Raw genomic sequence first — 25,690 nt, 5'->3', positions numbered from 1 at the left:
TGGGCTGCGCGGCAGCCCCCTATTGAGGCAACTGCACCTGCGGTTTGGTCGCGGCGAAAATCCCCCAACTGGAAATGAAGAGCGCCGCGATCAGCGGCCCGATCACGAACCCGTTGAGGCCGAATACGGCCAGCCCACCCAAGGTGGACACCAGAATCAGGTAGTCGGGCATCCGCGTATCCTTGCCCACCAGGATCGGCCGCAACAGGTTGTCCACCAGGCCAATCACCAGCACGCCGAAGGCGGTCAGGATCACCCCCTGCAAGATCGCCCCGGTCAACAGGAAATACGCCGCCACCGGTGCCCAGATGATCCCCGCGCCCACTGCCGGCAGCAGTGACAGAAACGCCATCAGCACCGCCCAGACCAGTGCGCTGGGGATATCCAGTACCCAGAAGATGAAACCGCCCAGGGCGCCCTGGGTGATCGCCACCAGCACATTGCCCTTGACCGTGGCGCGCACCACACGGTTGAACTTCAACTGCAGGCGGCGCTTCTGGTGCTCTGGCAGCGGTACGGCCAGGCGTACCCGCCGCGCCACCTCTGCGCCCTCACGCAGAAAGAAGAACAGCAGGTAGAGCATGATGCCGAAGCTGATCAGAAACTCGAAAGTGCCCTGGCCAAAACTGAAGGCCTGAGTGGCCAGTATCTGGCTGCCCTGGGTGGCCCATTTGGTGATCTTGTCGCGCAGCCCTTCCAGGTTGCCCATGCCCATGCTGTCCAGGCTGTGCTGCAAGAAAGGCGGCAGCATGTTCATGCCGCGCTCGACATAGCCGGCGATATCCAACTCCCCGCTCTCGATACGCTGGTAAAGGGTGGCGCCCTCCTGCACCAGCAAGGCGCTGGTGACGATCACTGGCAAGATGGCCACCAACAGGCAAATCAGCAAGGTGGTCGCCGCCGTCAGGTTACGCCGCCTGCCGAAGCGGATCAGCAGGTTGCGCTGCAGTGGCGCGAACAGGATGCCGAGGATCACCGCCCAGAAGATGGCGCCATAGTACGGCAGCAGGATCCAGCCGAAGGCAATGGTCACCAGCGCCAGCAATACTGCCAGGGCCTTGTTCTGCAAAGCGGTTTGGTTCATGGCGGTTCCTCGTGAGTGCTGGACATTAGTGCACACTACCCGGGCAAAAGTGCCACCCCGGCGTTGATTCAAATCAATTCATCCGCCGCATGCGGGCCTTACCATCCGTGCCTTTTGTCCCGGTGCTCACATGAACGCTCCTGCCAAGCCTGAATTGCTGGCCCCTGCCGGCACCCTCAAGACCATGCGCTATGCATTCGCCTACGGCGCCGACGCGGTCTACGCCGGCCAGCCACGCTACAGCCTGCGGGTGCGCAACAACGAATTCGACCATGCCAACCTGGCGCTGGGCATCCAGGAAGCCCATGCACAGGGCAAGCGCTTTTACGTGGTGGTCAACATCGCGCCGCACAACGCCAAGCTCAAGACCTTTCTCAAGGACCTGGCACCCGTGATCGACATGGCGCCCGATGCACTGATCATGTCCGATCCCGGCCTGATCATGCTGGTGCGCCAGCACTTCCCGCAGATGGCTGTGCACCTCTCAGTACAGGCCAATACGGTCAACTGGGCCAGCGTGCAGTTCTGGCAGCGCCTGGGCTTGAGCCGGGTGATCCTGTCGCGGGAACTGTCACTCGAAGAAATCGGCGAAATCCGCCAGCACGTGCCGGACATGGAACTGGAAGTGTTCGTCCACGGCGCCCTGTGCATGGCCTACTCTGGCCGCTGCCTGCTGTCGGGCTACCTCAACAAGCGCGATGCCAACCAGGGCACATGCACCAACGCCTGCCGCTGGAAGTACAACGCCACCCCAGCTACTGAAAACGCGGCCGGCGATATCGTGCGCGAGGTCGAGCCGACATTGGGCCTGGGCGCACCGACCGATCAGGTGTTCCTGCTGCACGAAAGCAACCGCCCCGGTACCCAGCTGCCGGCCTTCGAAGATGAACATGGCACGTACATCATGAATGCCAAGGACCTGCGCGCCATCCAGCATGTCGAGCGGCTGGCGGCCATGGGCGTGCACTCCCTGAAGATCGAAGGCCGCACCAAGTCGCACTTCTACTGCGCCCGTACCGTGCAGTCGTACCGCCAGGCCATAGACGATGCCGCCGCCGGGCGCCCGTTCGACAGGGCCCTGATGGATAACCTCGAATCGCTGGCCCAACGGGGCTACACCGAAGGTTTCCTGCGTCGCCATGTGCATGACGAATACCAGAACTACCAGCGGGGCAATTCGCTGTCCGAGCGCCAGCAGTTCGTCGGCGAACTGACCGGTGCCCGGGTGGACGGCCGTGCCGAAGTCAAGGTGAAGAACCGCTTCGCAGTAGGCGATCACCTGGAGCTGATGACCCCGCGCGGCAATTATCATTTCGACCTGCACAACCTGTACGGCCGCCAGCAGCAGGCCCTCGACGTGGCGCCCGGGGATGGCCATGTGGTCTACCTGCCGATCCCGGAGCAGGTAGCGCTGGAATACGGCTTGCTGATGCGCGACCTGTGCCAGGACGAACTGGCTGACAAAAATGTAATGTCCGGTTCAGCCAGCTGACAGCTGCGGGTGAGGATCATGCCAGCGCACATCGCGCCTGAAAGCCGCCTGCGCTATCCTGCAGCTCATTTGCATGGCGGGCCGGCGCCTGCCTGACCACAGGAGTCGTTTGACCATGCTGCATAAACACCTGATCGCGCTCGGCCTGCTGGCCATCACCGGGCTGGCCCAGGCTGGCGAAACCATCGACGTCTACCGCGACCCCAACTGCGGTTGCTGCAAGGCCTGGATCAGCCACCTCCGTGACAACGGCTTTACCGTCAACGACCATGTCGAGCCCAACATGAGTGCCGTGAAGCAGCGGCTGGGTGTGGCACCGCGGCTGGCTTCGTGCCACACCGCGGTGATCGACGGCAAGTTCGTCGAAGGCCATGTCCCGGCCGAGCAGGTGCGCCTGCTGGCCAAGCGCAACGACCTCATAGGCCTGGCCGTGCCCGGCATGCCGGTGGGCTCGCCAGGCATGGAAATGGGGGATCGCAAGGACGCCTATCAGGTCATCGGGGTAACCCGCGATGGCCAGGACAGCGTTGTCGCCAACTACTGATGCTGAGCCTCTGGGCGCTGTTTCTCAGCGCTTTTGGCGCCGCCACCCTGCTGCCGCTGCAGTCGGAGGCGGTGCTGGTGGGCCTGCTGCTGCGCCAACCCGACGCCTGGCTGACCCTGTTGCTGGTCGCCACCCTGGGCAACGTGCTGGGCTCGGTGGTCAACTGGCTGCTGGGGCGGGCCATCGAACACCTGCGCGACAAGCGCTGGTTCCCGTTCAGCGCCCGCCAGCTGGAACGTGCCCAGCAGCGCTATCAGCGCTGGGGGCAATGGTCATTGCTGCTGAGCTGGATGCCGGTGATCGGCGACCCGTTGACGCTGATTGCCGGGATCATGCGTGAGCCGTTCTGGCGTTTCCTACTCCTGGTAACCCTGGCCAAGGGCGGGCGTTACCTGGTCGTAGCGGTGATTACCCTGGGTTGGTTTCATGCCTGGTAACACCTTTAACGTTTAAGGTGCCTTTACGGCTGTTACAGTCGCCAATTCCTACATGGTCCTACACGGAGTGCCCCCATGCTACGCGCAACCGCCCTGGCCCTGGCCTGCCTCATCGGCGCCCCCGCCATCGCCGCCGAATCCCCCACTTACGGCAAGCAGCTCGAAGGCTTCAGCTACCCCCACCCCCTCAAGCATTTCGACTTCCAGTCCCAGGGGCAGAGCCTGCAGATGGGCTACATGGACGTGCCTGCCAAAGGCCAGGCCAACGGCCGCAGCGTGGTGCTGATGCATGGCAAGAATTTCTGCGCCGCCACCTGGGAAACCACCATCGATGCGTTGAGCCAGGCGGGTTACCGGGTCATCGCGCCCGACCAGGTCGGCTTCTGCACTTCAAGCAAGCCAGGCTATTACCAATACAGCTTCCAGCAGCTGGCCAGCAACACCCATGCCCTGCTGGAGCACCTGGGCGTCAAGCAAGCGATCATCCTCGGCCATTCCACCGGCGGCATGCTCGCCACCCGTTACGCGTTGATGTACCCGCAACAGGTCGAGCGCCTGGCCATGGTCAACCCGATCGGCCTGGAAGACTGGAAAGCCCTCGGCGTGCCCTACCGCACGGTGGACCAGTGGTATGCCCGCGAGCTCAAGCTCGATGCCGACGGCGTGCGTGAATACGAGCGCAAGACCTATTACGCCGGGCGCTGGAAACCTGAGTACGAGCGCTGGGTGCAGATGCTGGCGGGGCTGAACAAGGGCCCAGGGCATGAAGCCGTGGCGTGGAACTCGGCGCTGATCTACGACATGATCTTCACTCAACCGGTGTACCACGAGTTCAAAGACTTGAAGATGCCGACCCTGCTGCTGATCGGCGACCAGGACACCACGGCCATTGGCAGCGACATCGCACCGCCCGAGGTCAAGGCGCGGCTCGGCAAGTACAAAGAGCTGGGGCCGCACGTGGCCAAGCTGATTCCCCAAGGCGAGCTGGTGACCTTCGAGGGCATGGGGCACGCACCTCAGATCGAGGAGCCACGGCGCTTCAACACCACCCTGATCGACTGGCTTGGGCGCTGAAGCGTTAGCAGGGGCGCTATGCGCCCCTGTGGGCCGGCGAGCGGTGCCGGTCAACCCCTGCCGCTTTTCAGCCGGCTGAACGCTCGCGTCAGTTCACGGTTGAACGCCTTGCCGTTGTCGTTCTTGCCATACAACCGTGCCCTCACCTGCGCCGGCGGATAAGTGCCAGGCGCGTTGCGGATCTGCGGGTCCACCAACCCGTCCGCCGCCGTGATCGCGTTGGCGTAATGGATGGTATCGGTAATCGGCGCAATCACCTCCGGCCGCATCAGGTAGTCCAGCAGCTTCCAGGCTGCCTGGGGATGCGGGGCATCCTTGGGCACCACCAATGCATCCAGCCAGATCAGCGTGCCCTCCTGCGGGATGCTGTACGCCAGGTTGAACGCCTTGCCCGCCTGCTGCGCCTGGGCCTGGGCGATCGCCACGTTGCCGTTCCACGACATCGCCACGCAGGTTTCGCCGTTGGCCAGGTCATTGATATTGCGGTCGTTGTCGAAGTAGCGGATATACGGCCGAATCTTTCGCAGTTGCAGTTCTGCAGCTTTCAGGTCCTCCAGGCGCTGCTGGTTGATGTCCAGGCCCATGTAGCGCATCACCGCGGCGAACACCTCGTTGGGGTCGTTGAGCAGGCTGACCCCACAGTCGGCGAATTTGGCCACCACGTGCGGGTCGAACAGCATCGCCCAGCTGCCTACCGGCGCGTCAGCCATGCGCGCCGTCACAGCCTGCTGCTGGTAACCGACGCCCGTGGTACCCCAGGCGTAGGTCCCGGCATAACGGTTGCCAGGGTCGTACATCGCCATGTGCTGGCGAAACTCCTCACCGATACCTGCCAGGTGCGGTAGCTGCGCCTTGTCCAAAGGCTGTAGCGCACCGCTGGCTATCGCCCGGCTCAGGTGCTGGCCGGCACTGAGCACCACGTCGTAGCCACTGCCGCCGGTAAGCAACTTGGTCTCTGCGGTTTCCAGCGAGTCGAAGTGGTCGGCAACCACACGGATGCCGGTTTCTTTCTCGAAGTTGGTCAGCGTGTCCGGGGCAAGGTATTCGCCCCAGATATACAGGTTGACGGTTGGCTGCTCTGCGTCGGCCGCCTGGGCCGCCGACACCGCGCAGCCCAGCGCGAGCGCAGCCGCCAGCAGGGTCGGTTTCATCAGCGACGGCCTCCGGCATATTGCGGCATGGTGATGCAGGCGACATTGCCGCCACCTAGCAGGATTTCCCGCGAGTTCTCGATGCCAATGATGCGGTGGCCAGGGAACAGCTCGGCCAGGGTGGCTTGGGCAACACTGTCATTGCGGTCACCGAACAGCGGCACGACGATGGCCGTGTTGCCGGCGTAGTAGTTGATGTACGACGCACAGATCTGCGTGCCGGCCTCCCGCACGTGAGTGCCTTCGACCTGGTCCAGGCCGGCAGCTTCCTCGGCCGTCCACTGCAGCACCTCGGGCTGGGGCAGTTTGTGAACCTTCAACTCCCGCCCGCGGGCATCGCGGGTACTGCGCAGTATGTCGTACGCCTCCTGGTAGATCTCCCACTGCGGGTCGTCCCGGTTGTCGGTCCACTGCAGCACCACTTCACCCGGCCGCACGAAACACGCCAGGTCGTCGACATGGCCATCTGTTTCGTCGAACTTGCAACCGCGTGGCAACCAGATCACCTGGTCGGCGCCCAGGTAGTCCTCAAGCCGGCGCGTGACCTCCTCCTTGCCCAGGTGGGCATTGCGGTTACGGTTGAGCAGGCACTGCTCAGTGGTCAGCAGGCTGCCCTGGCCGTCGCTCTGAATTCCGCCAAGTTCGGCAATCAACGGCGCGCGATAGCGGTCCAAACCTTCGATTTCGAGCATTTTCTGGGCGATCTGGTCGTCCTTGTCCCACGGGTAATAAAGGCCGCCGTCCAAGCCACCGTACGCATTGAATTCAAAGTCCACGCCGCGCACTTGGCCGCTGTCGTCGTTGACCACGAAGCACGCGCCGCTGTCTCGGAACCAGGTGTCGTTGCAGGTCATCTCCACCACCCGCACCTGCGCCGGCAGCAGGCGCCGCGCATTGGCGTACTGGGCAGCGGACGCGCAAACCGTGACCGGTTCACTGGACGCAATGGCGCTGACGATTTCGACCCAAACCTTCTGTGCCGGCTTGGCGCCATTGCGCCACACATCTGGCCGCTCGGGCCAACCGAGCCAGCAGCCTGCCTTGGGCTCGAATTCGCCAGGCAAGCGGAAACCATCGGCCTTGGGCGTGGTGGTGAGCGAACGTGCCATGGGTCAACCTCGTGTCGGTGAGTGATGACTGCACGCTACGCTGGCTGGCCTGACGCTTCCAACGATGAAAACTCAGCGATAGCTGAATTCAATTCAGCTATCACCCAACTGTTCGATGAACCATTCGATGAAGTGCGCCACCGCAGCCCGTTCCAGGCGCAAGCGCTCGCACACCAGTGCGTATTGCCCCTGCGCGGTGACGCTGGCACTGAAAGGCCGCACCAACCTGCCGCTCTGCAGGTCGGCCTGGCAGGTCAGGTTGTCCCCCATGGCCACGCCCTGCCCCAGCAGCGCCGCCTCCAGTGCCAGCGCCGCATGCGGGAAGTAGAGCTGGCGCGTTGGCAGGGCATCGTCGGCATGGGTAGCCAGCCAGGTGGTCCAGGTCCGGCCGTCCTGGTCGTCGTGCAACAGGCAATGGCGCACCAAGTCGCGTGGGCGTTTGAGGCCGCCCTGGTTGAACAGGCCAGGGCTGCACACCGGAAAGAACTGCAGCAGCGGCAAGGGCCTGACGAAGTGTGTACTGGCGTCGAGTGTGCTGGTGCCATAGGTGATGGCCAGGTCGACATCCAAGGCCGGGGCCCCGGCGGCGATCGGCTGCTCGAGCAGATGCAGGGTGATGTGCGGGTAACGGCCGCTGAAGTCGGCGAGCCGCGCCACCAGCCATTTCTGTGCAAGCTCGGCAGTCACCGCCACCCGTAGCACCGCCTGCGATGCCGGGTCGCGCAGCTCGTCACAGGCCTTGCCGATCAGTTCGAAGGCCTGCTGCAGGTGATGCAACAGCCGCTCGGCCTCGGCGCTGGGCCGCACCTGGCGGCCAACGCGTTCGAACAAAGTGACTCCAAGCTGTTCCTCGAGCTGGCGGATCTGGTGGCTGACCGCACTGTCAGTCACACACAGTTCGGCGGCGGCGCGGCCGAAGTGGCCGTGGCGGGCAGCGCACTCGAAGGTACGCAGGGCAGTCAGGGAAGGCAGGCGGCGCATAGGTAGTCCTGGCAGGTGCGTGGGGCCTCTGTAGGGCCACCCGATCATAGCGCCAACGTGACTCGACTGGCGCGATGAAAATCAGCTGCTAAATTTTCATGAAAATAATCATAAAAAATTTCACAAGGCCAAGGCATGTTCAAGCAATCCGCCCAGCACGTCGCCAGTTACTACGCACGCACCTTCCCCGCCAGCATCCCCTTGCGCCCTACCTTGCAAGGCCGGCACGACACCGATGTGATCCTCATCGGTGCCGGCTTCAGCGGCCTGCACACGGCCCTGCGCCTGGCTTTGGCCGGCAAGCGTGTGACGCTGCTGGAAGCCAGCAGGGTGGCCTGGGCCGCCTCCGGGCGCAACGGTGGCCAGGCGCTGCTGGGCTGGTCATGCGACATGCCGCCCCTGGAGAAAGCCTTGGGTGTGGAACGCAGCCAACGCCTGTGGGCCAGCATGTGCTGGGCTGCCGACGAACTGCGTGAACTGCCGCAGCGTCACGGCTTCGATATCGATTACCGGGCCGGCAGCCTCTGGACATCGGTGCTGCCACGCCGGGTGAAACGGCTGGAACAGGCCCTGCTCGATGCCGAACAGAAATGGGGCTACGACGCCCTGCGCCTGATCGGCCGTGACGAGTTGCCCCAGTGGATCGATAGCCCACGCTACCAGGCTGCGCTGTATGACGCCCGGGGCGCGCACCTCAACCCGCTGAAACTGGCCCAAGGCCTGGCCAGCGCGATCGAGGCTGCCGGCGGGCAGATTTTCGAGCAAAGCCAGGTACTCGACTACCAGCGCAACGCCAATGGCTATATCGCCCGCACCGGCCACGGCCACGTGCACGGCGATGTGCTGGTGCTGGCCTGCAACGCCTACATCGACCGCCTTGACCGCAACCTGTCGCGCCGGCTTCTACCGGTCGGCTCCTATCAAGTGGCCACCGCGCCACTGGAGGCGGATTTCGCCCGGTCGCTGTTGCCACGCAACAGTTGCGTGATCGACAACCAGTTCGTACCCGACTACTTCCGGCTCACGCCTGACCACCGCCTGCTGTTCGGCGGCGGCTGCACCTACCTGGGCGGTATTCCGAAGGATGTCGCCAGCGCCACCCGCCCCTACCTTGAGCGTGTGTTCCCACAACTGGCGGGCGTTGCCATCGATTATGCCTGGGGCGGGCATATCGACTGCAGCATCCAGCGCACCCCGGACATTGGCCGTGACGGCCAGCGCTACTGGCTGCAGGGCTTTTCCGGCCACGGCGTGCTGCCGACCCTGGCCGCGGCGCGCGCGGTCAGCGACGCGATCCTGGGCGACGACGACCTGCTGGCGTTATACCAAGGCATCGCCAATGGCCGCTTCCCGGGCGGCGACCTGTTGGCTGCCCCACTGGAGGCTGCAGCCAAGGCCTGGTACCGGATGCGCGATCATGTCTGAAGACGCCCAGGGCCTGGCCCTGCTGATTCGTGGCCTGCGCAAGCACCGCGGGCTGACCCTTGGCGAGCTGGCGATCAAGGTCAAGCGCTCGCTGGGCTTTCTGTCCCAGGTCGAGCGCGGCCTGTCGCAGCCGACCGTGGCCGACCTCACGGCGATCAGCGAAGCGCTGCACGTACCCACCACCTATTTCTACCAGGCCAGCCAGCCGCGCGAACTCGACTGGGTCACCCGCCCCGGCGAACGGCGCACGATCTACTACGCCGAGGGCATCAGCGACGTGCTGGTCTCGCCAACCCTCAACGGCCGCTTTGCCATGCTTGAAAGCCACCTGGCGCCCGGTGCCAGCAGTGGTGAGGGGCACCTGGACGACAGCGCCGAGCAAGGCGGTTTCGTTCTCGAAGGCGCGCTGACCCTGTGGCTGGATGGCCACCCGGACGCCGTCACACTCGGCCCCAACGACAGCTTTCAGCTCCCCCCGCACAGCCACTTCCGCTACGCCAACCTGACCGACCAGACGACCCGTGTCCTCTGGGTATTCCGATGAGAGCACAGCATGACAACGACAACGACAGGCTTTGCCGATCTGCTCAGTGAAGTACGTGCCTTCCGCACCCGTTACCCCGAGGTGCGCCATGTCGACCTGCTGAGCCTGGACATCCCCGGGCATTTCTACGGCAAGCGCTACCCCATCGACATGCTCGAAAAGGTTGCCGCTGGCAGCCCACTGAAACTGCCGCAGAACTGCGTGCTGTTGGGCGTGCAGGGCGGGCTGTTCCCCATTGGCGACTATTGCTTCAACGACGGCGACCCGGACGCCCTGCGGCGCCTGGTGCCCGGCACACTCAAACCGGTGAGCTGGGAGCGCGAACCGCTGGGCCAGATGCTGATCAGCTCCGACGGCACCGCCGCGCCAATCGAGTTCGAGCCCAGGGAGGTGCTCGCCCAGGTGCTGCAGCGCCTGGAGCGGCGCGGCATTCGCCCGGTGGTGGCATTCGAGCTGGAGTTCTACCTGTTCGACCGGGCACTCAAGCAGGGGTTGCCGCAGTTCCCGCGGGACCCGTTCAGCGATGACGCGGACGACCAGCCCAACATGCACATCGAAAGGCTGTCGCGGTTCAGCGACGTGCTGCGCGACATGGTCGCAACCGCCAACGCGCAAGGGATCGACGCCAACGTCATCACCGCCGAACTCGGCCCCGGCCAGTTCGAAATCAACTTCGGCCATTGCGATGACGGCCTGCGTGCCGCCGACTGGGCCGCCTTGTTCTGCCGCAGTACCCGTGGCGTGGCGCTCAAGCACGGGCTGCGTGCCTCGTTCATGAGCAAGCCCTACCTCCAAGCGCCCGGCAGCGGCATGCACGTGCATGTCAGCCTGTACGACACGGCCGGCAACAACCTGCTGGCGGCTGACCAGCAGCGCCCGCTACGCCATGCAGTGGCCGGTTGCCTGGCCTTGCTGCCGCACTGCATGCCGATATTCGCCGCCAACCACAATGCGTTTCGCCGTTATGGGGCCATGGTCAATGCCGCCAGCCGGGCCAGCTGGGGCTTTGAAGACCGTGACGCATGCATCCGCATCCCCGAGTCGGATGCGTGCAATGTGCGTATCGAGCACCGCCTGGCGGGGGCGGATGCCAACCCGTACCTGGTGCTGGCGGCCATCTTGTGCGGCATGGAGCATGGGCTGAATGCCGCGCAGGAGCCGATTGCGCCGCTCAATGACGATCGCGCCAGCGGGGTCGACTTCCCCAAGGACATGCTCGGCGCCGTCGCAGCCATGCGTGGGCACCCGGCTGTGAATGAAGGCTTGGGGGAAGCGTTCGTGATGGTGTATTGCGAGAACAAGCGCCAGGACCACCTGGCGTTCATGCAGGAGGTGACTGCCCGGGAGTACCGGTGGTTTCTTTGAGGCAGATACTGGTCACATCGTCGGCAAGCCGGCTCACGTAGGTGAGCCCGCTGAATTCGCGGTGCCTGGCACCGGCTGCGCCGGTGATCGCCGGCAAGCCGGCTCCCACCTGGATCGCGCCGGCTTCAGAAGTTGAGCAAGACGGTTGCTTTCACAGGTAAAACGCAGGCCGCAAGAGCTGCGCGGTCGTGGTGGGAGCCGGCTTGCAGGCCCACCTGGATCGCGCCAGCTTTCAGAAATTGGGCCAGACGGTTGCTTTCACAGGTAAAACGCAGGCCGCAAGAGCTGCGCGGTCGTGGTGGGAGCCGGCTTGCCGGCGATGAGGCCGGTACTGACAAGACAGAAAACTCTCCTATTCTGAATAGCTCACTTGGCAATCCCCCTGCACTGAGGAGACTCGACCTTGAGCTACGTGACCACGAAGGATGGCGTTCAGATCTTCTACAAGGACTGGGGCCCGCGCGATGCGCAGGTCATCCACTTCCACCACGGCTGGCCGCTCAGTGCGGACGACTGGGACGCGCAGCTGTTGTTCTTCCTTGGCCAAGGCTTCCGTGTCGTCGCCCACGACCGCCGCGGCCACGGCCGCTCCAGCCAGGTATGGGACGGCCATGACATGGACCACTACGCCGATGACGTGGCTGCCGTGGTCGAGCATCTGGGGATCCAGGGTGCGGTGCATGTCGGCCACTCCACCGGAGGCGGCGAAGTGGTGCGGTACATGGCCCGCCACCCAGGCGACAAAGTGGCCAAAGCGGTGCTGATCGCCGCCGTGCCGCCGTTGATGGTGCAAACCCCGGACAACCCTGGAGGCTTGCCCAAATCAGTGTTCGACGGGTTCCAGGCACAGGTGGCAGGTAACCGAGCCCAGTTCTACCGCGATGTGCCGAGCGGACCGTTCTACGGTTACAACCGGCCAGGCGCCGAGCCTGCCGAAGGGGTCATTGCCAATTGGTGGCGCCAAGGCATGATCGGCAGCGCCAAAGCGCACTACGACGGGATCGTAGCGTTTTCCCAGACTGACTTCACCGAAGACCTGAAGAAGATCCAGCAGCCAGTGCTGGTGATGCACGGTGACGATGACCAGATCGTTCCCTATGAAAACTCAGGCCCACTGTCGGCCAAGCTGCTGCCCAATGGCACGTTGAAAACCTACAAGGGCTTCCCGCATGGCATGCCGACGACCCACGCCGATGTGATCAATGCGGATTTGCTGGCCTTCATCCGAAGCTGACGCCATCGTCCGCGCTGGCCTCATCGCTGGCAAGGCGGTTTTCACAGGACCATCACCGGCCTTGGCCACTGTGCAGAACCTGTGAGGGCGGGCTTGCAAGTGAATGAGGCCGGCACTGGCAACCCACCCCGCCCGGGATTACCATGTTGCCCTTCTAGCGCGGCATTTTGCCGCCCCCTGCCTGCCAGACAGCCATGCCCTTCGAACTCACCGTAGAACCGCTCACCTTACTGATCCTCGCCCTGGTCGCCTTCGTCGCCGGTTTCATCGACGCCATCGCCGGCGGAGGTGGCCTGCTCACCACCCCGGCACTGCTCACCGCTGGCATGCCGCCGCACCTGGTGCTGGGCACCAACAAGCTGAGCTCGACGTTCGGCTCGGCTACCGCGGGGTTCACCTACTACAAACGCAAGCTCTTCCACCCGGCGCAATGGCGCCCGGCCTTGCTCGCCACCCTGGTCGGCGCGCTGATCGGCGCGGTCATTGCCCACTACATGCCCGCCGAATGGCTGAACAAGATGCTGCCGGTGATCGTCTTCGCCTGCGGCATCTACCTGCTGTTCGGGGGTACGCCCAAAGCGCCGCTGGATGCCGATGCGCCGATCAAGAAGAAGTGGCAGTTCCCGCAGGGCTTCACCCTGGGCTTCTACGATGGCGTGGCCGGGCCCGGCACCGGTGCTTTCTGGACCGTGAGCACCCTGCTGCTCTACCCCATCGATTTGGTCCGTGCCAGCGGCGTGGCGCGCAGCATGAACTTCGTCAGCAACATCGCGGCGTTGACGGTGTTCGTCATTTCCGGGCAGGTGGATTACATCGTCGGCCTGTGCATGGGCCTGTCGGTGATGGTCGGCGCCTTCTTCGGCGCACGCACGGCGATCAGCGGCGGCAGCAAGTTCATCCGCCCGGTATTCATCACCGTGGTCCTGGCGCTGACCGCACGCCTGGCCTGGCAGCACTGGTTCGGCCAGGCCTGACGCAGGGCCTGGGTCGGCGCCTTGCTGGCCCCATTCGAGGGCAGCGACAGCGCTTGCATAGCGGGCCAGCCCCTGCAGCAACTGCGCGAACCGGTGAGCCATCATGCCCCCCTCCGAGGGCCGCAACCAGGTGCTGCTGATTTCCAGCTGAATGGTGGGCACACCCCGGGTGCAAGCAAATCGGGTAATGGTCTGATGCGTCTGGGCGCTGAAGTAGTTATCCGAAAAGTTGCCGATGCCTTCCTGCTGAAGGCTGTCGAGCAGGGCCGGCAACAATGAAGCATCACCCAGCAGGGACCTGCCATTGAGCGTGCCAATGTCGATATCGTAGGGCCTGAAGTCATGACTGCCATGAATATCCAGGACCAACATCGGCCTTTGCCGGTCAATCAGTTCAGCCAGCGTTTCCTTGAATTCATTGTCATCGTAATAGTTCGGGTCGGACGGTGAGCGGTACTGGGTGTAAAGCACCGTTGCCGAAGCGAGCCTGTTGAGCATGTGTGCCAGGGCAGCCGTCCCACCACCGTCGGAAATGCGAAACCGGCCTTCACGAAAGGACTCGGTGGCATGGGGGGCTGTCACGATGACCTGCCCGCTGCCTTCGAGCGTGACGATGGGCGACTCACCCTGAGGCGCCTCGACACTTGCCTGTGCGCTGATGCGCTTTTCGATACCGATAGCCTCATGGACCATCGCCGTATCTACCAGGGCGCGCCCGATCGAACTATTACGCAACGTCTCCTGTTCATGCTCGCGGACGGTGGGTTTCATAAGGCTTCCTGCGCCAACAGTGGCATCGATCCGTCAAATACCACTGAATGCTAAGCGGGGGCAGCGAAGTCTGAAACTGACAAAAATACCAGGTCAGGCATGCCCCCAGGCACTACCCCAAGCGCCCTCAACGAGGCAGGACAGGCTCAGGCAAGCCCAATCGCCGGGCCACATACAGATCGATCAGGTACCGGGCGATGGAACGCCCGGCCGGCAGTGGTGGCAGGTCGTGAACGTTGAACCACCTGGCGTCTTCGATCTCGTCCGGCTGCATGACGATCTCGCCACCGGCATACTCGGCGTGGAAGCCCAGCATCATCGAGTGCGGAAACGGCCAGCACTGGCTGCCGACGTACTGGATGTTGCTGACCTCGACCGCCACCTCTTCACGCACTTCCCGCACCAGGCAATCCTCGGCCGCTTCGCCCGGTTCGGCAAAGCCTGCGAGGGTGCTGTAAACGCCGGTGACGAAGCGCGGCGACCGGGCCAGCAGGATCTCGTCGCCACGGGTCACCAGCACGATCATGCTCGGCGAGATGCGTGGGTAGCTGCGCAGGTCGCAAGGCTGGCAGTACATCGCCCGCTCCCAGCGGATCTGCGTCATCGGTTGGCCGCAACTGCCACAGAACCGGTGTTCGCGCGCCCAGGTGCCGATCTGCGCGGCGTAGCCAAGCACCTTGTAAAGATCGAAATCGCCTTCGAGCATGAACGCCCGCAGGCCGCGCCAGCCGCAACCGGGCACCTCGGCAGCGCTGCGCAGTTCCAGCAAGAATACCGGCTCGCCGTCGAAATGGCCGATACCGTGCTCGGCCAGCACATCCAGGTCCTGCCGCTTGAGCCAGTCGCGGGGGAACAGCGCGCCATTGGCGTCCACCAGAAACCCTTCCGGGCTGCGGGCGACAGCCCAGCCACCGGTGATCTGCGGGTCGAGTACTGCGCTAGTCCAGCGTGCTGACATGTCGGGGTTCCTTTACTGCGTCCCCCGACCCGGTCAGTCGGCGAACGTCGGTTTCTGTTTGCTCATATGGGCCGCCACAGCCACGCGCAAGTCTTCGGACTGCAGCATGGCAGCGTTCCAGGTGGCGATGTACTCCAGGCCATCGTCGATGCGATGGTCACGCATGTAGCTGAGCATCTCCTTGGTGCCCGCCACAGCGATCGGTGATTTTGCGGCAATCTCGCGGGCAATGGCAAAGACCCCGTCGAGCAACGCAGCCTGATCATCATAGACGCGGTTGACCAGGCCGATGCGCAGCGCCTCGTCGGCCGCAACATGACGCCCGGTGAAGGCCAGTTCACGCATGATGCCGTCGCCGATGATGCGTGGCAAACGTTGCAGGGTGCCCACATCTGCGGCCATGCCCATGTCGATCTCCTTGATCGAAAACTGCGCGTCCGCGCTGCAATAGCGCATGTCGCAGGCCGACACCAGGTCGATGGCACCGCCAATGCAGTAGCCCTGGATGGCCGCCAGCACCGGCTTGCGGCAGTTGTCCACGGCATTGAAGGAGGCCTGCAGGCGCAGGATGGTACGGCGCAGCAGGCGCGCGTTACGGCCAACGTCCTTGCCCATCTGGCCGGCCAGCGAGGCCAGCATCATCAAGTCGATACCCGAAGAAAAATGCTTGCCCGCGCCGCTGATGACCACGGCGCGCACTGCATCGGTGTCGTCGATCCACTGGAAGATATCGACGATCTCTTCCCAGAAGGCAGCATTCATGGCGTTGATCTTTTCAGGGCGATTGATCTGCACATGGGCGATGTTGTCGGTCAGTTCGACCTTGAATGCGCTGTACTCGGTCACGGGCTGCACTCCTGCGGGGGAAAGGTTAACTGCACGGATGTTAACCCAGCCTGGTTGCCGTACTTGTGCCAAAACCGGGACTTGCCGAGGGGTTGCCAGGGCCACGCCGTCATAGCTTTGCCCGGCATGAAAAAAGCGTACAACTTTTGCGCCTCACACGTATCGAAACACAGGTAAGCTCTTCATCCCTTCCCAAGAGGTTTGCCATGGCGATGCGTACAGCCCTGATTGTTTCCTGCATGACACTGGCCCTGGTTGGCTGCGCCGGTTCGAGCGATGAGCATCGCGCGCTACCGACCACCCAGCAGGTCGACCTGCAGCGCTACCAAGGCACCTGGTACGAGCAAGCGCGCTTGCCGATGTTCTTTCAACGCAACTGTGTGCAGTCCGAAGCCATCTATGGCTTGCGCGAAGACGGTCGTATCGATGTGACCAACCGCTGCAAGGAAAAGGACGGCCAGTGGAACGAGGCCAAAGGCATCGCCGAAGCCCAGCAGCCGGGCAAGACCGACAAGCTGTGGGTCACCTTCGACAACTGGTTCAGCCGCCTGGCGCCAGGTTTGACCAAGGGCGAATACTGGGTGCTGTACCACGACAAGGACTACCGCGTAGCACTGGTCGGGCACCCCAACCGCGAGTACCTGTGGCTGCTGTCGCGCACCCCGGTGATCAACGACCAGACCCGTGAGCAGATGCTGGCCATTGCCAAGAAACAGGGCTATGACACCCGCGAGCTGATCTGGCGGCAGGGCGATGATGCAGTAACCCCCTGATTCATCGATGCCCCGATTCAATCGGGCTTTGGTGAGTGCCCACTCAGACTTGGAGTCAGTCATTGGACCTGCTGTTTCTGGGCACCTCGGCCGGGGTGCCCACCAAAGCGCGCAACGTCAGCGCCACTGCCGTGATCGAAGCCAGCGGCAGCCACTGGTACCTGGTCGATTGCGGCGAAGGTACACAGCATCAACTGCTGCACACGCCGTTGTCGGTCCGCGACCTGCGCGCCATCTTCATCACCCATGTGCACGGCGACCATTGCTTCGGCCTGCCAGGCCTGCTGGCCAGCGCGGGCATGAGCGGGCGCACGGCACCGCTGGACCTGGTGCTGCCGGCCGCCTTGCACGACTGGGTGCGCCTGAGCCTGGCCGCCAGCGATACCTTCCTGCCGTTCGAACTGCGTTTGCTCGCGGTCGAGCAACGGGATCAATGGCGCAGCGATACCCTGGCGGTCAGCAGCGTACAGCTGTCGCACCGGGTGCCCAGCGTGGCTTTCGTGTTCACCGAGCTGAACCCCGAACCGCGCCTTGACGTGCAGCGCCTGGATGCCGAGGGTATCCCCCGCGGCCCGCTGTGGGGCGAGCTTGCCAAGGGCCAGACGGTCGAGCACGCGGGCCGAGTGCTGCATGGCCGCGACTACCTGCGCGCCTCGCGTCCGGCACGGCGGGTGATCGTCTGCGGCGACAACGACACTCCCGACCTGTTGGCCGAAGCGGCGAAAGACGTAGACGTGCTGGTGCACGAAGCGACATTCACCCAACCGGTCATTGAGCGCACAGGGGTCAGCTTCGGCCACAGCAGCGCGGCCGCCGTGGCGCGCTTTGCCGAAACGGCCGGCGTGCGCAACCTGGTGCTCACACATTTCAGTGCCCGCTATCAGGCAGACCCGCGGCGCAGCCCGTGCATCGACCAGGTCAGGGAAGAGGCGCAGGCCCATTACAGCGGCAACCTGACTCTGGCCCAGGACCTGCAGCGTTACCACATCGGGCGCGATGGGTGCCTGGGCCGCGTCACGGGCGTTTAGCAAATCACACCGGCACCACGCTTCACTAACCAACAATTCCAGCGAGTGAAAGCGTTTTTTTTCCTTAACGAAAATGTAATGTTCGCTTTCGCCGACGCTGCGCCACACCAAGGTTGCCAGCAGCAGCCGAGAGGCGTTGGCCTGATGGCCGCGGAGTGACCCTCCAGCGGCCGGCTAGCCGGCGAGGCGGCCCGTCAAGGCATCACGCCGCCAGCCGCCCGCTGGCGATCGCCTCCGACGCCGCCAGCATGGCCCGCAGCAATACCGCGCAGCCCGCTGCCAGGTCTTGCGGGGTGGCATTCTCGATTTCGTTATGGCTGATGCCGTTCTCACACGGCACGAAGATCATCCCCGCCGGCCCCAACTCGGCCAGGAAGATCGCGTCATGCCCCGCCCCACTGACGATGTCCATGTGCGGCAAGCCCAGTGTCCGCGCCGAATCACGCACGGCATCGACGCAACTGCGGTCGAAGTACAGGGCCGGAAAGTCGGCCGTGGGGGTCAATTCATGGCTCAGCCCATGCTTGGCACAGGTGGTCTCAATCACAGCGCGCACGTCAGCGATCATCGAGTCCAGCCGCTGGGCTTCGAGGTGACGAAAGTCCAGGGTCATGCGCACTTCGCCCGGGATCACGTTGCGAGAACCGGGGTAGGCCTGCAGGCAACCGACCGTGCCACAGGCATGCGGCTGATGGCCCAGCGCGGCCCGGTTGACCGCTTCTACCACCGCCGCAGCGCCGACCAGTGCATCCTTGCGCAGGTGCATCGGCGTAGGGCCGGCGTGGGCTTCAACGCCACGCAAGGTCAGGTCGAACCACTTCTGCCCCAGGGCGCCAAGCACCACACCGATGGTCTTGGCCTGGTCCTCGAGGATCGGCCCCTGCTCGATATGGGCTTCGAAATACGCGCCTACCGGGTGGCCAAGCACTGCACGCTGGCCGGCGTAGCCGATGGCAGTCAACGCTTCGCCCATGCTCACGCCCTGGGCATCACGCTTGGCCAAGGTTTCCTCCAGGGTGAATTTGCCGGCAAACACCCCCGAACCCATCATGCAGGGCGCAAAGCGCGAGCCTTCCTCGTTGGTCCAGACCACCACCTCCATCGGGGCTTCGGTCTCGATGCCCAGGTCATTGAGGGTGCGGATCACCTCAAGGCCCGCCATCACGCCAAAGCAGCCATCGAACTTGCCACCGGTGGGCTGAGTGTCGATATGGCTGCCGGTCATCACCGGTGGCAGCTTGGGATTGCGCCCTGGCCGACGGGCAAAGATATTGCCGACGGCATCGACACTGACGCTGCAACCGGCAGCCTCGCACCACTCGACGAACAGGTCGCGGGCCTGGCGGTCGAGGTCGGTCAGCGCCAGGCGGCAGACACCGCCCTTGGGTGTGGCACCGAGGCGGGCGAGATCCATCAGCGATTGCCACAGGCGCTCACTGTTCACATGCTGTTCAGTCGATTGCAGGGCTTGTTGGGCTGGGGTCATGGGTTAGGTCTCCTCAGGCGTTTTTGTTGTCTGCATTGATCACAGGCTGCACTGGCCCACGCACCGCCAGGCCGCCCAGGGCGTAGTACAGCACCCCGCCAAGCAGCGACCCGGTGAACCAGCCATAGTCGTAGAACCAACTGAAACTGCTGTTACCAATGGCCATCACGGTCAGTGCTACAGGCAATGCAAAGGCGGCGAAGCCTGCCCAGTTCCAGGCCGGGTAGATGTCATCACGGTACAGGCCGGCCAGATCCAGCTTCTGCCGACGGATCAGGAAGTAGTCCACCACCATGATCCCGGCAATCGGCCCCAGCAGGCTGGAGTACCCCAGCAGCCAGTTGGAATAGACGCTCTCCAGGCTGATGTCGGAAACGATCCAGCCAAGTTTTTTCAGCAACTCGTGGCTCATCAGTGCCAGGCCGATGAAGCCTGTCAGCCACACGGCGCGGCTGCGCCCGATCAGGCGCGGGGCAATGTTCTGGAAGTCGTTGGTCGGTGAGACGATGTTGGCCGCGGTGTTGGTCGACAGCGTCGCGATCACGATCAGCGCCATGGCCAGTGCCACCCAGCCCGGGCTCTGGATCTTGCCGATCAGGCTGACCGGGTCGGAGACCGTTTCACCTACCAGCGACGCCGAGGCGGCGGTCATCACCACGCCCAGGGAAGCGAACAGGAACATGGTCAACGGCAGGCCAAAGATCTGCCCGAGAATCTGGTCTTTCTGGCTTTTGGCGTAGCGGCTGAAATCCGGAATGTTCAGCGACAACGTGGCCCAGAAGCCGACCATCGCGGTAAGCCCGGCACAGAAATAACTCACCACGCTCGCCCCTTCCGGACGCTTGGGCGGCTGGGCCAGCAGCTCGGCCATCGACATGTGCGGCAATGCCCAGAACAGCAGGCCAAAGCCGACTGCCACCAACAAGGGCGCGGACAGGGTTTCGAGCCATTTGATCGATTCTGCACCGCGCAACACCACCCACAGGTTGAGGGCCCAGAACACCATGAAGCCGATCACTTCACCGGTGCCGCCCAACGCTTTCCAGTCATCGAAGATCGAGCCCAGGAACAGGTGAATGGCCAAGCCGCCGAACATCGTCTGGATGCCGAACCAGCCACAGGCAACCACCGCGCGTATCAGGCAGGGTACGTTGGAGCCGAAGATACCGAACGATGAACGCAGCAACACAGGAAAGGGAATGCCGTACTGGGTGCCGGGGAAGGCGTTGAGGGTGAGCGGGATCAGCACGATGAGGTTGGCCAGCAGGATCGCCAGCAACGCCTCGCCCACGCTGAGGCCAAAGTAGGCCGTGAGCACGCCGCCCAGGGTATAGGTGGGCACGCAGATGGACATGCCCACCCACAGTGCGGTGATGTGCCATTTGTTCCAGGTGCGTTGGTGCACCTTTGTGGGCGCGATGTCGTGGTTGTAGCGCGGGCTGTCGAGCACGTCACTGCCTGCGGACAGCTCGAACAGGCCATCCTGCTCGATCACTTGCGATCTGCTCTGTTGCATGGGGCCTTCTCCAGATTTTTCTAATTGTCTGCTCATCGGGCTAACGCGATGGCCGGAGGACATACACCACCAGTACTGCTCCTGCGGTCCGGCCTGGCGGTTGTGGCCGTACTCAAAATACGTGCCGGGCCGGCCTTCGCCAGCCCGGCCGGCCGCCGCCGAGCGCAGGTAATCAACTGATCTGCAAGGCATTGATCTACGTCAGGCGACGGCGCGGTCATGTCATCGCCTTTCACGTTCAGCGCCTGGGACCGGCCCTGGCCCCTGCAACAGGTTTCAAACTGGTGCAGCCTGGTTTTTCAGTGGCGCGCCCTGCGCCTCCCAGCCAGGTTTCAAGCAGCTGATTTTGCATGGAAAATCTTGACCAATTTGGCTTGTTGTCAAGTGCGTCAAAATGGTGAAAGGCCTCACCATTTTGGTGATCTTTTTAATTAATCCTTTAAAATCAGTCACTTATGTAAGTAAAAAACCCATTAAATATTTTCTTGAACAATCCACAATCAGCATCTAAATTCCATTCTTGTCAGGTCTGACAGGATTGAAATTCATCCTCCAGCCACTGGCGCATAACAATCGAAGAACCGGCAAAGACCGGTCAGCCTGCGAGGAAGACGGCATGTCCCTGTTGATCCGTGGCGCCACCGTGGTCACCCACGAAGAGAGCTACCCCGCTGATGTCCTGTGTGTCGATGGCCAGATCTGCGCCATTGGCAAAGACCTACAAGCGCCTACCGACTGCGAGATCCTCGACGGCAGCGGCCGGTACCTGATGCCCGGCGGCATCGACCCGCACACCCACATGCAGTTGCCCTTCATGGGCACAGTGGCCAGCGAGGACTTTTTCAGCGGGACTGCCGCAGGGCTGGCCGGCGGCACCACCTCGATCATCGACTTCGTCATCCCCAACCCGCAGCAATCGCTGCTGGAGGCCTTCCACACCTGGCGCGGCTGGGCGCAAAAGAGCGCGTCCGATTACGGCTTCCACGTTGCCATCACCTGGTGGAGCGAGCAGGTCGCCGAAGAAATGGGCGAGCTGGTCACCCAACATGGCGTGAACAGCTTCAAGCACTTCATGGCCTACAAGAATGCGATCATGGCCGCCGACGACACCCTGGTCGCCAGCTTCGAGCGTTGCCTGCAACTGGGCGCGGTACCCACCGTGCACGCCGAGAACGGCGAGCTGGTCTACCACCTGCAGCAAAAGCTCCTTGCCCAAGGGCTGACCGGCCCCGAGGCGCACCCGCTGTCGCGCCCTTCGCAAGTCGAAGGCGAGGCTGCCAGCCGCGCCATCCGCATCGCCGAAACCATTGGTACGCCGTTGTACGTGGTACACATCTCCAGCCGTGAAGCGCTGGACGAAATCACCTATGCCCGGGCCAAGGGCCAGCCGGTCTACGGTGAAGTACTGCCCGGGCACCTGCTGATCGACGACAGCGTCTACCGTGACCCGGACTGGGCCACCGCCGCTGGGTATGTGATGAGCCCGCCCTTCCGCCCACGCGAGCATCAGGACGCCCTGTGGCGCGGCCTGCAGTCAGGCAACCTGCACACCACCGCCACCGACCATTGCTGCTTCTGCGCCGAGCAGAAAGCCATGGGGCGCAACGACTTCAGCCGCATCCCCAACGGCACGGCCGGCATCGAAGACCGTATGGCGGTGTTGTGGGACGCGGGCGTCAACAGTGGGCGGCTGTCGATGCATGAATTCGTCGCGCTGACCTCCACCAACACCGCGAAGATCTTCAACCTGTTCCCGCGCAAGGGCGCCATCCGCGTCGGCGCCGATGCCGACCTGGTGCTGTGGGACCCACAGGGCACGCGCACCATCTCCGCCCAGACCCACCACCAGCGTGTCGACTTCAACATCTTCGAAGGCCGCACCGTGCGCGGTATCCCCAGCCACACCATCAGCCAGGGCCGCGTGGTCTGGGCCGATGGCGACCTGCGCGCCGAACCTGGCGCGGGTCGTTACGTGCAGCGCCCGGCGTACCCCTCGGTCTACGAGGTGCTGGGCCGCCGCGCCGAGCAGCAGCGCCCGATACCTGTGCAGCGCTGAAACTGTCGGGGCTGCTGCGCAGCCCCTGGCCAGCAAGCCAGCCCCCCACGCTCCCAGGTACCTCACCGTACCTGTGGGAGCCGGCTTGCCGGCGATTGGGGCGCATGGCGCCCCACCCCAAGCCCTATAAAAAAAGAGAGGCTACAACCGTGATCGACGCCCTGAACCACTTGCCGCGCCCCCGCGCCGGTGCCGACCAACTGGCCGAGCAATTCAGCGACCTCGCGCCGCCCCTCACCGCCCGCCAGGCCGCAGTGGAAAGCGCCCGCTGCCTGTATTGCTACGACGCGCCCTGTGTCAACGCATGCCCGAGCGAAATCGACATTCCCTCGTTCATCCACCGCATCAGCGACGAGAACCTGCAAGGTGCCGCCGAGCGCATCCTGTCGGCCAACATCCTGGGCGGCAGCTGCGCCCGCGTGTGCCCCACCGAGATTCTTTGCCAGCAGGCATGCGTGCGCAACAATGCCCAGGAATGTGCACCGGTACTGATCGGCCAGCTGCAGCGTTATGCCTTGGACAACGCCGGCTTCACCGAGCACCCGTTCAAACGTTCGCCAGCCACCGGCAAGCGCATCGCTGTGGTCGGTGCAGGCCCCGCCGGGCTGTCGTGTGCACATCGCCTGGCCATGCATGGCCATGAGGTGGTGGTGTTCGAGGCCAGCGACAAGGCGGGCGGCCTGAACGAGTACGGCATCGCCCGCTACAAGCTGGTGGACGATTATGCCCAGCGCGAAGTGGAATTCCTGCTCGGCATCGGCGGCATCGAAATGCGCCACGGCCAACGCCTGGGCGGCAACCTGAGCCTGGCAGAGCTGCGTGAGCAATACGATGCAGTATTCCTTGGGCTTGGTCTGGCCGCCGTACGCCAGCTCGGCCTGCCTGGTGAAGAGGCGCCCGGCATGCTCGCGGCCACCGACTACATCCGTGAGCTGCGCCAGGCGGATGATCTTTCGCAACTGCCCTTGGCAGAGCGTTGCCTGGTGATCGGCGCAGGCAACACCGCCATTGACATGGCCGTGCAAATGAGCCGCCTGGGTGCTCGCGACGTCAACCTGGTCTACCGGCGCGGTTACGCCGACATGGGCGCCACCGGCCACGAGCAGGACATCGCCAAGGCCAATCAGGTGCGCCTGCACACCTGGGCCCGCCCCGACGCCGTACTGCTGGACGACGATAAGCGCGTGCGGGGCATGCGCTTCGCCCGCACCGAACTGGCCAAGGGCCGCCTGCGCGACACCGGTGAAACCTTCGAGCTGGCCGCCGACGCCATCTTCAAAGCCATCGGCCAAGGTTTCGACGAACACAGCCTCAACGACCCGCTGGCCGCGCAGCTGGCCCGCGACGGCGAGCGCATTCGCGTCGACGAGGGTATGCGCACCAGCCTGCCGGGCGTCTACGCCGGTGGCGACTGCACCGCTCTGGGCCAGGACCTCACCGTCCAGGCCGTGCAACACGGCAAGCTGGCCGCCGAAGCCATCCATGCCCAACTCATGCTCAATGTGGAGGCTGCATAAATGGCCGACTTGTCTATCGTATTCGCCGGCATCAAGGCGCCCAACCCCTTCTGGCTGGCCTCCGCGCCGCCGACCGACAAAGCCTACAACGTGGTTCGCGCCTTCGAGGCCGGCTGGGGTGGCGTGGTCTGGAAGACCCTGGGCGAGGACCCGGCAGCGGTCAACGTGTCGTCGCGCTACTCGGCGCATTACGGTGCCAACCGACTGGTGCAGGGCATCAACAACATCGAGCTGATCACCGACCGTTCCCTGGAAATCAACCTGCGCGAAATCACCCAGGTCAAGAAGGACTGGCCCGACCGGGCGCTGATCGTCTCGCTGATGGTGCCGTGCGTCGAAGAATCCTGGAAGTTCATCCTGCCGCTGGTGGAAGCCACCGGTGCCGACGGTATCGAACTGAACTTCGGCTGCCCGCATGGCATGCCCGAACGCGGCATGGGCGCGGCGGTCGGCCAGGTGCCGGAGTATGTGGAGATGGTCACCCGCTGGTGCAAGACGCATTGCACATTGCCGGTGATCGTCAAGCTCACGCCCAACATCACCGATATCCGCCAGTCGGCGCGGGCAGCGCATCGCGGTGGCGCCGATGCGGTGTCACTGATCAACACCATCAACTCCATCACCAGCGTCGACCTGGACCGCATGGTCGCCCACCCGATCGTTGGGGACCAGAGCACCCACGGTGGCTACTGCGGCTCGGCGGTCAAACCCATCGCCCTGAACATGGTCGCCGAGATCGCCCGCGACCCGCAAACCCGCGGGCTACCGATCTGTGGCATCGGCGGTATCGGCAACTGGCGGGATGCGGCCGAGTTCATTGCACTGGGCAGCGGCGCGGTGCAGGTGTGCACGGCGGCGATGCTGCACGGCTTTCGTATCGTCGAAGACATGAAGGACGGTTTGGCACGCTGGATGGACCAGCACGGGCACCAGAGCCTGGAAGCTTTCCGCGGCCAGGCCGTGGCGCACACCACCGACTGGAAGTACCTGGACATCAACTACAAATCGGTGGCGCACATCGACCAGGATGCCTGCATCGGCTGCGGGCGCTGCCATATCGCCTGCGAGGACACCTCGCACCAGGCCATCGCCAGTACGCTCAAAGCTGACGGGACCCACGCCTACAGCGTGATCGAAGACGAATGCGTGGGCTGCAACCTGTGCCAGATCACCTGCCCGGTGGAAAACTGTATCGATATGGTCGCGCAGGACACCGGCAAGCCGTACCTGAACTGGACCCAGGACCCGCGCAACCCCTACCGTGAAGCGAGCTGACGCGTGAAAATTGCTGGGGCCGCCTTGCTAGCCTTTCGCGACGCAAGGCC

General features: G+C 63.8%; 22 protein-coding genes. 14 read left to right on the top strand and 8 right to left on the bottom strand.

Annotated elements, in window-relative coordinates; translation table 11 throughout:
- Positions 1-19: 19 nt before the first annotated feature.
- On the bottom strand, positions 20-1,084 hold the full coding sequence (locus ABRP30_RS09295) for an AI-2E family transporter (RefSeq protein WP_349974494.1): 1,065 nt from the start codon (positions 1,082-1,084) through the stop codon (positions 20-22).
- Positions 1,085-1,214: 130 nt separating this feature from the next.
- Here ABRP30_RS09295 and yegQ point away from each other — a divergent pair, with 130 nt between their 5' ends.
- From yegQ to ABRP30_RS09275, 4 genes are all read left to right on the top strand, one after another.
- On the top strand, positions 1,215-2,576 hold the full coding sequence (gene yegQ / locus ABRP30_RS09290; RefSeq protein WP_349974495.1) for a tRNA 5-hydroxyuridine modification protein YegQ: 1,362 nt from the start codon (positions 1,215-1,217) through the stop codon (positions 2,574-2,576).
- A 115-nt stretch (positions 2,577-2,691) separates the two neighbouring features.
- A complete protein-coding gene (locus ABRP30_RS09285; protein ID WP_267822644.1) occupies positions 2,692-3,120 on the top strand; it encodes a DUF411 domain-containing protein in 429 nt (142 codons plus the stop codon).
- Entirely contained in the window at positions 3,120-3,557 is a 438-nt protein-coding gene (locus ABRP30_RS09280) for a YqaA family protein (RefSeq protein WP_349974496.1), read from the top strand. The genes ABRP30_RS09285 and ABRP30_RS09280 overlap by 1 nt, the downstream gene beginning before the upstream one ends.
- A gap of 75 nt (positions 3,558-3,632) precedes the next feature.
- Positions 3,633-4,631 carry an alpha/beta fold hydrolase gene (locus tag ABRP30_RS09275; protein WP_267822640.1) on the top strand — a complete coding sequence of 333 codons (999 nt, stop codon included), beginning with the start codon at positions 3,633-3,635 and terminating at the stop codon, positions 4,629-4,631.
- A 50-nt stretch (positions 4,632-4,681) separates the two neighbouring features.
- Here ABRP30_RS09275 and ABRP30_RS09270 read toward each other — a convergent pair whose 3' ends face one another.
- The 3 genes from ABRP30_RS09270 to ABRP30_RS09260 form a co-directional block, all read right to left on the bottom strand.
- Positions 4,682-5,782, bottom strand: coding sequence for an extracellular solute-binding protein (locus ABRP30_RS09270; protein ID WP_349974497.1), 1,101 nt, complete (start codon positions 5,780-5,782; stop codon positions 4,682-4,684).
- Complete coding sequence (gene aguA / locus ABRP30_RS09265) at positions 5,782-6,891, bottom strand: agmatine deiminase (protein ID WP_349974498.1); 1,110 nt, start codon at positions 6,889-6,891, stop codon at positions 5,782-5,784. Before aguA ends, ABRP30_RS09270 begins: the two co-directional genes overlap by 1 nt.
- A 93-nt stretch (positions 6,892-6,984) precedes the next feature.
- Positions 6,985-7,872: a LysR substrate-binding domain-containing protein gene (locus ABRP30_RS09260; RefSeq protein WP_241803323.1), complete on the bottom strand. Its 888-nt coding sequence runs from the start codon at positions 7,870-7,872 to the stop codon at positions 6,985-6,987.
- A gap of 135 nt (positions 7,873-8,007) precedes the next feature.
- Here ABRP30_RS09260 and ABRP30_RS09255 point away from each other — a divergent pair, with 135 nt between their 5' ends.
- The 5 genes from ABRP30_RS09255 (at position 8,008) to ABRP30_RS09235 (ending at position 13,414) form a co-directional block, all read left to right on the top strand.
- Positions 8,008-9,297, top strand: a complete 1,290-nt coding sequence (locus ABRP30_RS09255) for an FAD-binding oxidoreductase (protein ID WP_267822633.1) — start codon at positions 8,008-8,010, stop codon at positions 9,295-9,297.
- Entirely contained in the window at positions 9,290-9,841 is a 552-nt protein-coding gene (locus tag ABRP30_RS09250; RefSeq protein WP_241803321.1) for a helix-turn-helix domain-containing protein, read from the top strand. The genes ABRP30_RS09255 and ABRP30_RS09250 overlap by 8 nt, the downstream gene beginning before the upstream one ends.
- A 9-nt stretch (positions 9,842-9,850) precedes the next feature.
- Entirely contained in the window at positions 9,851-11,206 is a 1,356-nt protein-coding gene (locus tag ABRP30_RS09245; protein ID WP_349974499.1) for a glutamine synthetase family protein, read from the top strand.
- Between the two features lie 403 nt (positions 11,207-11,609).
- On the top strand, positions 11,610-12,440 hold the full coding sequence (locus ABRP30_RS09240) for an alpha/beta fold hydrolase (RefSeq protein ID WP_241803319.1): 831 nt from the start codon (positions 11,610-11,612) through the stop codon (positions 12,438-12,440).
- Positions 12,441-12,634: 194 nt separating this feature from the next.
- Positions 12,635-13,414, top strand: a complete 780-nt coding sequence (locus tag ABRP30_RS09235) for a TSUP family transporter (RefSeq protein WP_267822626.1) — start codon at positions 12,635-12,637, stop codon at positions 13,412-13,414.
- Between the two features lie 898 nt (positions 13,415-14,312).
- On the opposite strand, the gene nudC is transcribed toward ABRP30_RS09235, so the two are convergent.
- Together nudC and ABRP30_RS09225 are read right to left on the bottom strand one after the other, a co-directional pair.
- Entirely contained in the window at positions 14,313-15,143 is an 831-nt protein-coding gene (nudC, locus tag ABRP30_RS09230) for an NAD(+) diphosphatase (RefSeq protein ID WP_267822624.1), read from the bottom strand.
- A 33-nt stretch (positions 15,144-15,176) separates the two neighbouring features.
- A complete protein-coding gene (locus ABRP30_RS09225; RefSeq protein ID WP_267822622.1) occupies positions 15,177-15,989 on the bottom strand; it encodes a crotonase/enoyl-CoA hydratase family protein in 813 nt (270 codons plus the stop codon).
- Positions 15,990-16,195: 206 nt separating this feature from the next.
- Between ABRP30_RS09225 and ABRP30_RS09220 the strand changes: the two genes are divergently transcribed.
- Positions 16,196-16,762, top strand: a complete 567-nt coding sequence (locus tag ABRP30_RS09220; protein ID WP_349974500.1) for a lipocalin family protein — start codon at positions 16,196-16,198, stop codon at positions 16,760-16,762.
- A gap of 62 nt (positions 16,763-16,824) precedes the next feature.
- Complete coding sequence (locus ABRP30_RS09215; RefSeq protein WP_267822618.1) at positions 16,825-17,790, top strand: MBL fold metallo-hydrolase; 966 nt, start codon at positions 16,825-16,827, stop codon at positions 17,788-17,790.
- 202 nt (positions 17,791-17,992) lie between these two features.
- Here ABRP30_RS09215 and ABRP30_RS09210 read toward each other — a convergent pair whose 3' ends face one another.
- Both ABRP30_RS09210 and ABRP30_RS09205 read right to left on the bottom strand, forming a co-directional pair.
- Positions 17,993-19,276 carry a Zn-dependent hydrolase gene (locus ABRP30_RS09210; RefSeq protein ID WP_349974501.1) on the bottom strand — a complete coding sequence of 428 codons (1,284 nt, stop codon included), beginning with the start codon at positions 19,274-19,276 and terminating at the stop codon, positions 17,993-17,995.
- Positions 19,277-19,289: 13 nt separating this feature from the next.
- Complete coding sequence (locus tag ABRP30_RS09205; protein WP_241803312.1) at positions 19,290-20,792, bottom strand: NCS1 family nucleobase:cation symporter-1; 1,503 nt, start codon at positions 20,790-20,792, stop codon at positions 19,290-19,292.
- A gap of 616 nt (positions 20,793-21,408) precedes the next feature.
- Here ABRP30_RS09205 and hydA point away from each other — a divergent pair.
- The 3 genes from hydA to preA all read left to right on the top strand — a co-directional run bounded on the left by hydA (position 21,409) and on the right by preA (position 25,640).
- Entirely contained in the window at positions 21,409-22,848 is a 1,440-nt protein-coding gene (gene hydA / locus ABRP30_RS09200; protein WP_267822614.1) for a dihydropyrimidinase, read from the top strand.
- Positions 22,849-22,997: 149 nt separating this feature from the next.
- Complete coding sequence (locus ABRP30_RS09195; RefSeq protein ID WP_267822611.1) at positions 22,998-24,365, top strand: NAD(P)-dependent oxidoreductase; 1,368 nt, start codon at positions 22,998-23,000, stop codon at positions 24,363-24,365.
- Positions 24,366-25,640 (top strand): NAD-dependent dihydropyrimidine dehydrogenase subunit PreA, encoded by a 1,275-nt coding sequence (gene preA / locus ABRP30_RS09190; protein WP_349974502.1) that lies wholly within the window; start codon positions 24,366-24,368, stop codon positions 25,638-25,640. It abuts the gene before it with no gap.
- Positions 25,641-25,690: the final 50 nt, after the last annotated feature.

Origin of the sequence: Pseudomonas sp. WHRI 8519, assembly GCF_040224055.2 — a bacterium.
GTDB lineage: Bacteria > Pseudomonadota > Gammaproteobacteria > Pseudomonadales > Pseudomonadaceae > Aquipseudomonas > Aquipseudomonas putida_X.
The sequence above is the reverse complement of the archived record's forward strand: the minus strand, read 5'-3'. Positions and strand labels throughout refer to the sequence as shown.

Coding starts and splice junctions, on each gene's coding strand:
- ABRP30_RS09295 (WP_349974494.1), bottom strand. CDS start 1,084: ATGAACCAAACCGCTTTGCAGAACAAGGCCCTGGCAGTATTGCTGGCG.
- yegQ (WP_349974495.1), top strand. CDS start 1,215: ATGAACGCTCCTGCCAAGCCTGAATTGCTGGCCCCTGCCGGCACCCTC.
- ABRP30_RS09285 (WP_267822644.1), top strand. CDS start 2,692: ATGCTGCATAAACACCTGATCGCGCTCGGCCTGCTGGCCATCACCGGG.
- ABRP30_RS09280 (WP_349974496.1), top strand. CDS start 3,120: ATGCTGAGCCTCTGGGCGCTGTTTCTCAGCGCTTTTGGCGCCGCCACC.
- ABRP30_RS09275 (WP_267822640.1), top strand. CDS start 3,633: ATGCTACGCGCAACCGCCCTGGCCCTGGCCTGCCTCATCGGCGCCCCC.
- ABRP30_RS09270 (WP_349974497.1), bottom strand. CDS start 5,782: ATGAAACCGACCCTGCTGGCGGCTGCGCTCGCGCTGGGCTGCGCGGTG.
- aguA (WP_349974498.1), bottom strand. CDS start 6,891: ATGGCACGTTCGCTCACCACCACGCCCAAGGCCGATGGTTTCCGCTTG.
- ABRP30_RS09260 (WP_241803323.1), bottom strand. CDS start 7,872: ATGCGCCGCCTGCCTTCCCTGACTGCCCTGCGTACCTTCGAGTGCGCT.
- ABRP30_RS09255 (WP_267822633.1), top strand. CDS start 8,008: ATGTTCAAGCAATCCGCCCAGCACGTCGCCAGTTACTACGCACGCACC.
- ABRP30_RS09250 (WP_241803321.1), top strand. CDS start 9,290: ATGTCTGAAGACGCCCAGGGCCTGGCCCTGCTGATTCGTGGCCTGCGC.
- ABRP30_RS09245 (WP_349974499.1), top strand. CDS start 9,851: ATGACAACGACAACGACAGGCTTTGCCGATCTGCTCAGTGAAGTACGT.
- ABRP30_RS09235 (WP_267822626.1), top strand. CDS start 12,635: ATGCCCTTCGAACTCACCGTAGAACCGCTCACCTTACTGATCCTCGCC.
- nudC (WP_267822624.1), bottom strand. CDS start 15,143: ATGTCAGCACGCTGGACTAGCGCAGTACTCGACCCGCAGATCACCGGT.
- ABRP30_RS09220 (WP_349974500.1), top strand. CDS start 16,196: ATGGCGATGCGTACAGCCCTGATTGTTTCCTGCATGACACTGGCCCTG.
- ABRP30_RS09210 (WP_349974501.1), bottom strand. CDS start 19,276: ATGACCCCAGCCCAACAAGCCCTGCAATCGACTGAACAGCATGTGAAC.
- ABRP30_RS09205 (WP_241803312.1), bottom strand. CDS start 20,792: ATGCAACAGAGCAGATCGCAAGTGATCGAGCAGGATGGCCTGTTCGAG.
- hydA (WP_267822614.1), top strand. CDS start 21,409: ATGTCCCTGTTGATCCGTGGCGCCACCGTGGTCACCCACGAAGAGAGC.
- preA (WP_349974502.1), top strand. CDS start 24,366: ATGGCCGACTTGTCTATCGTATTCGCCGGCATCAAGGCGCCCAACCCC.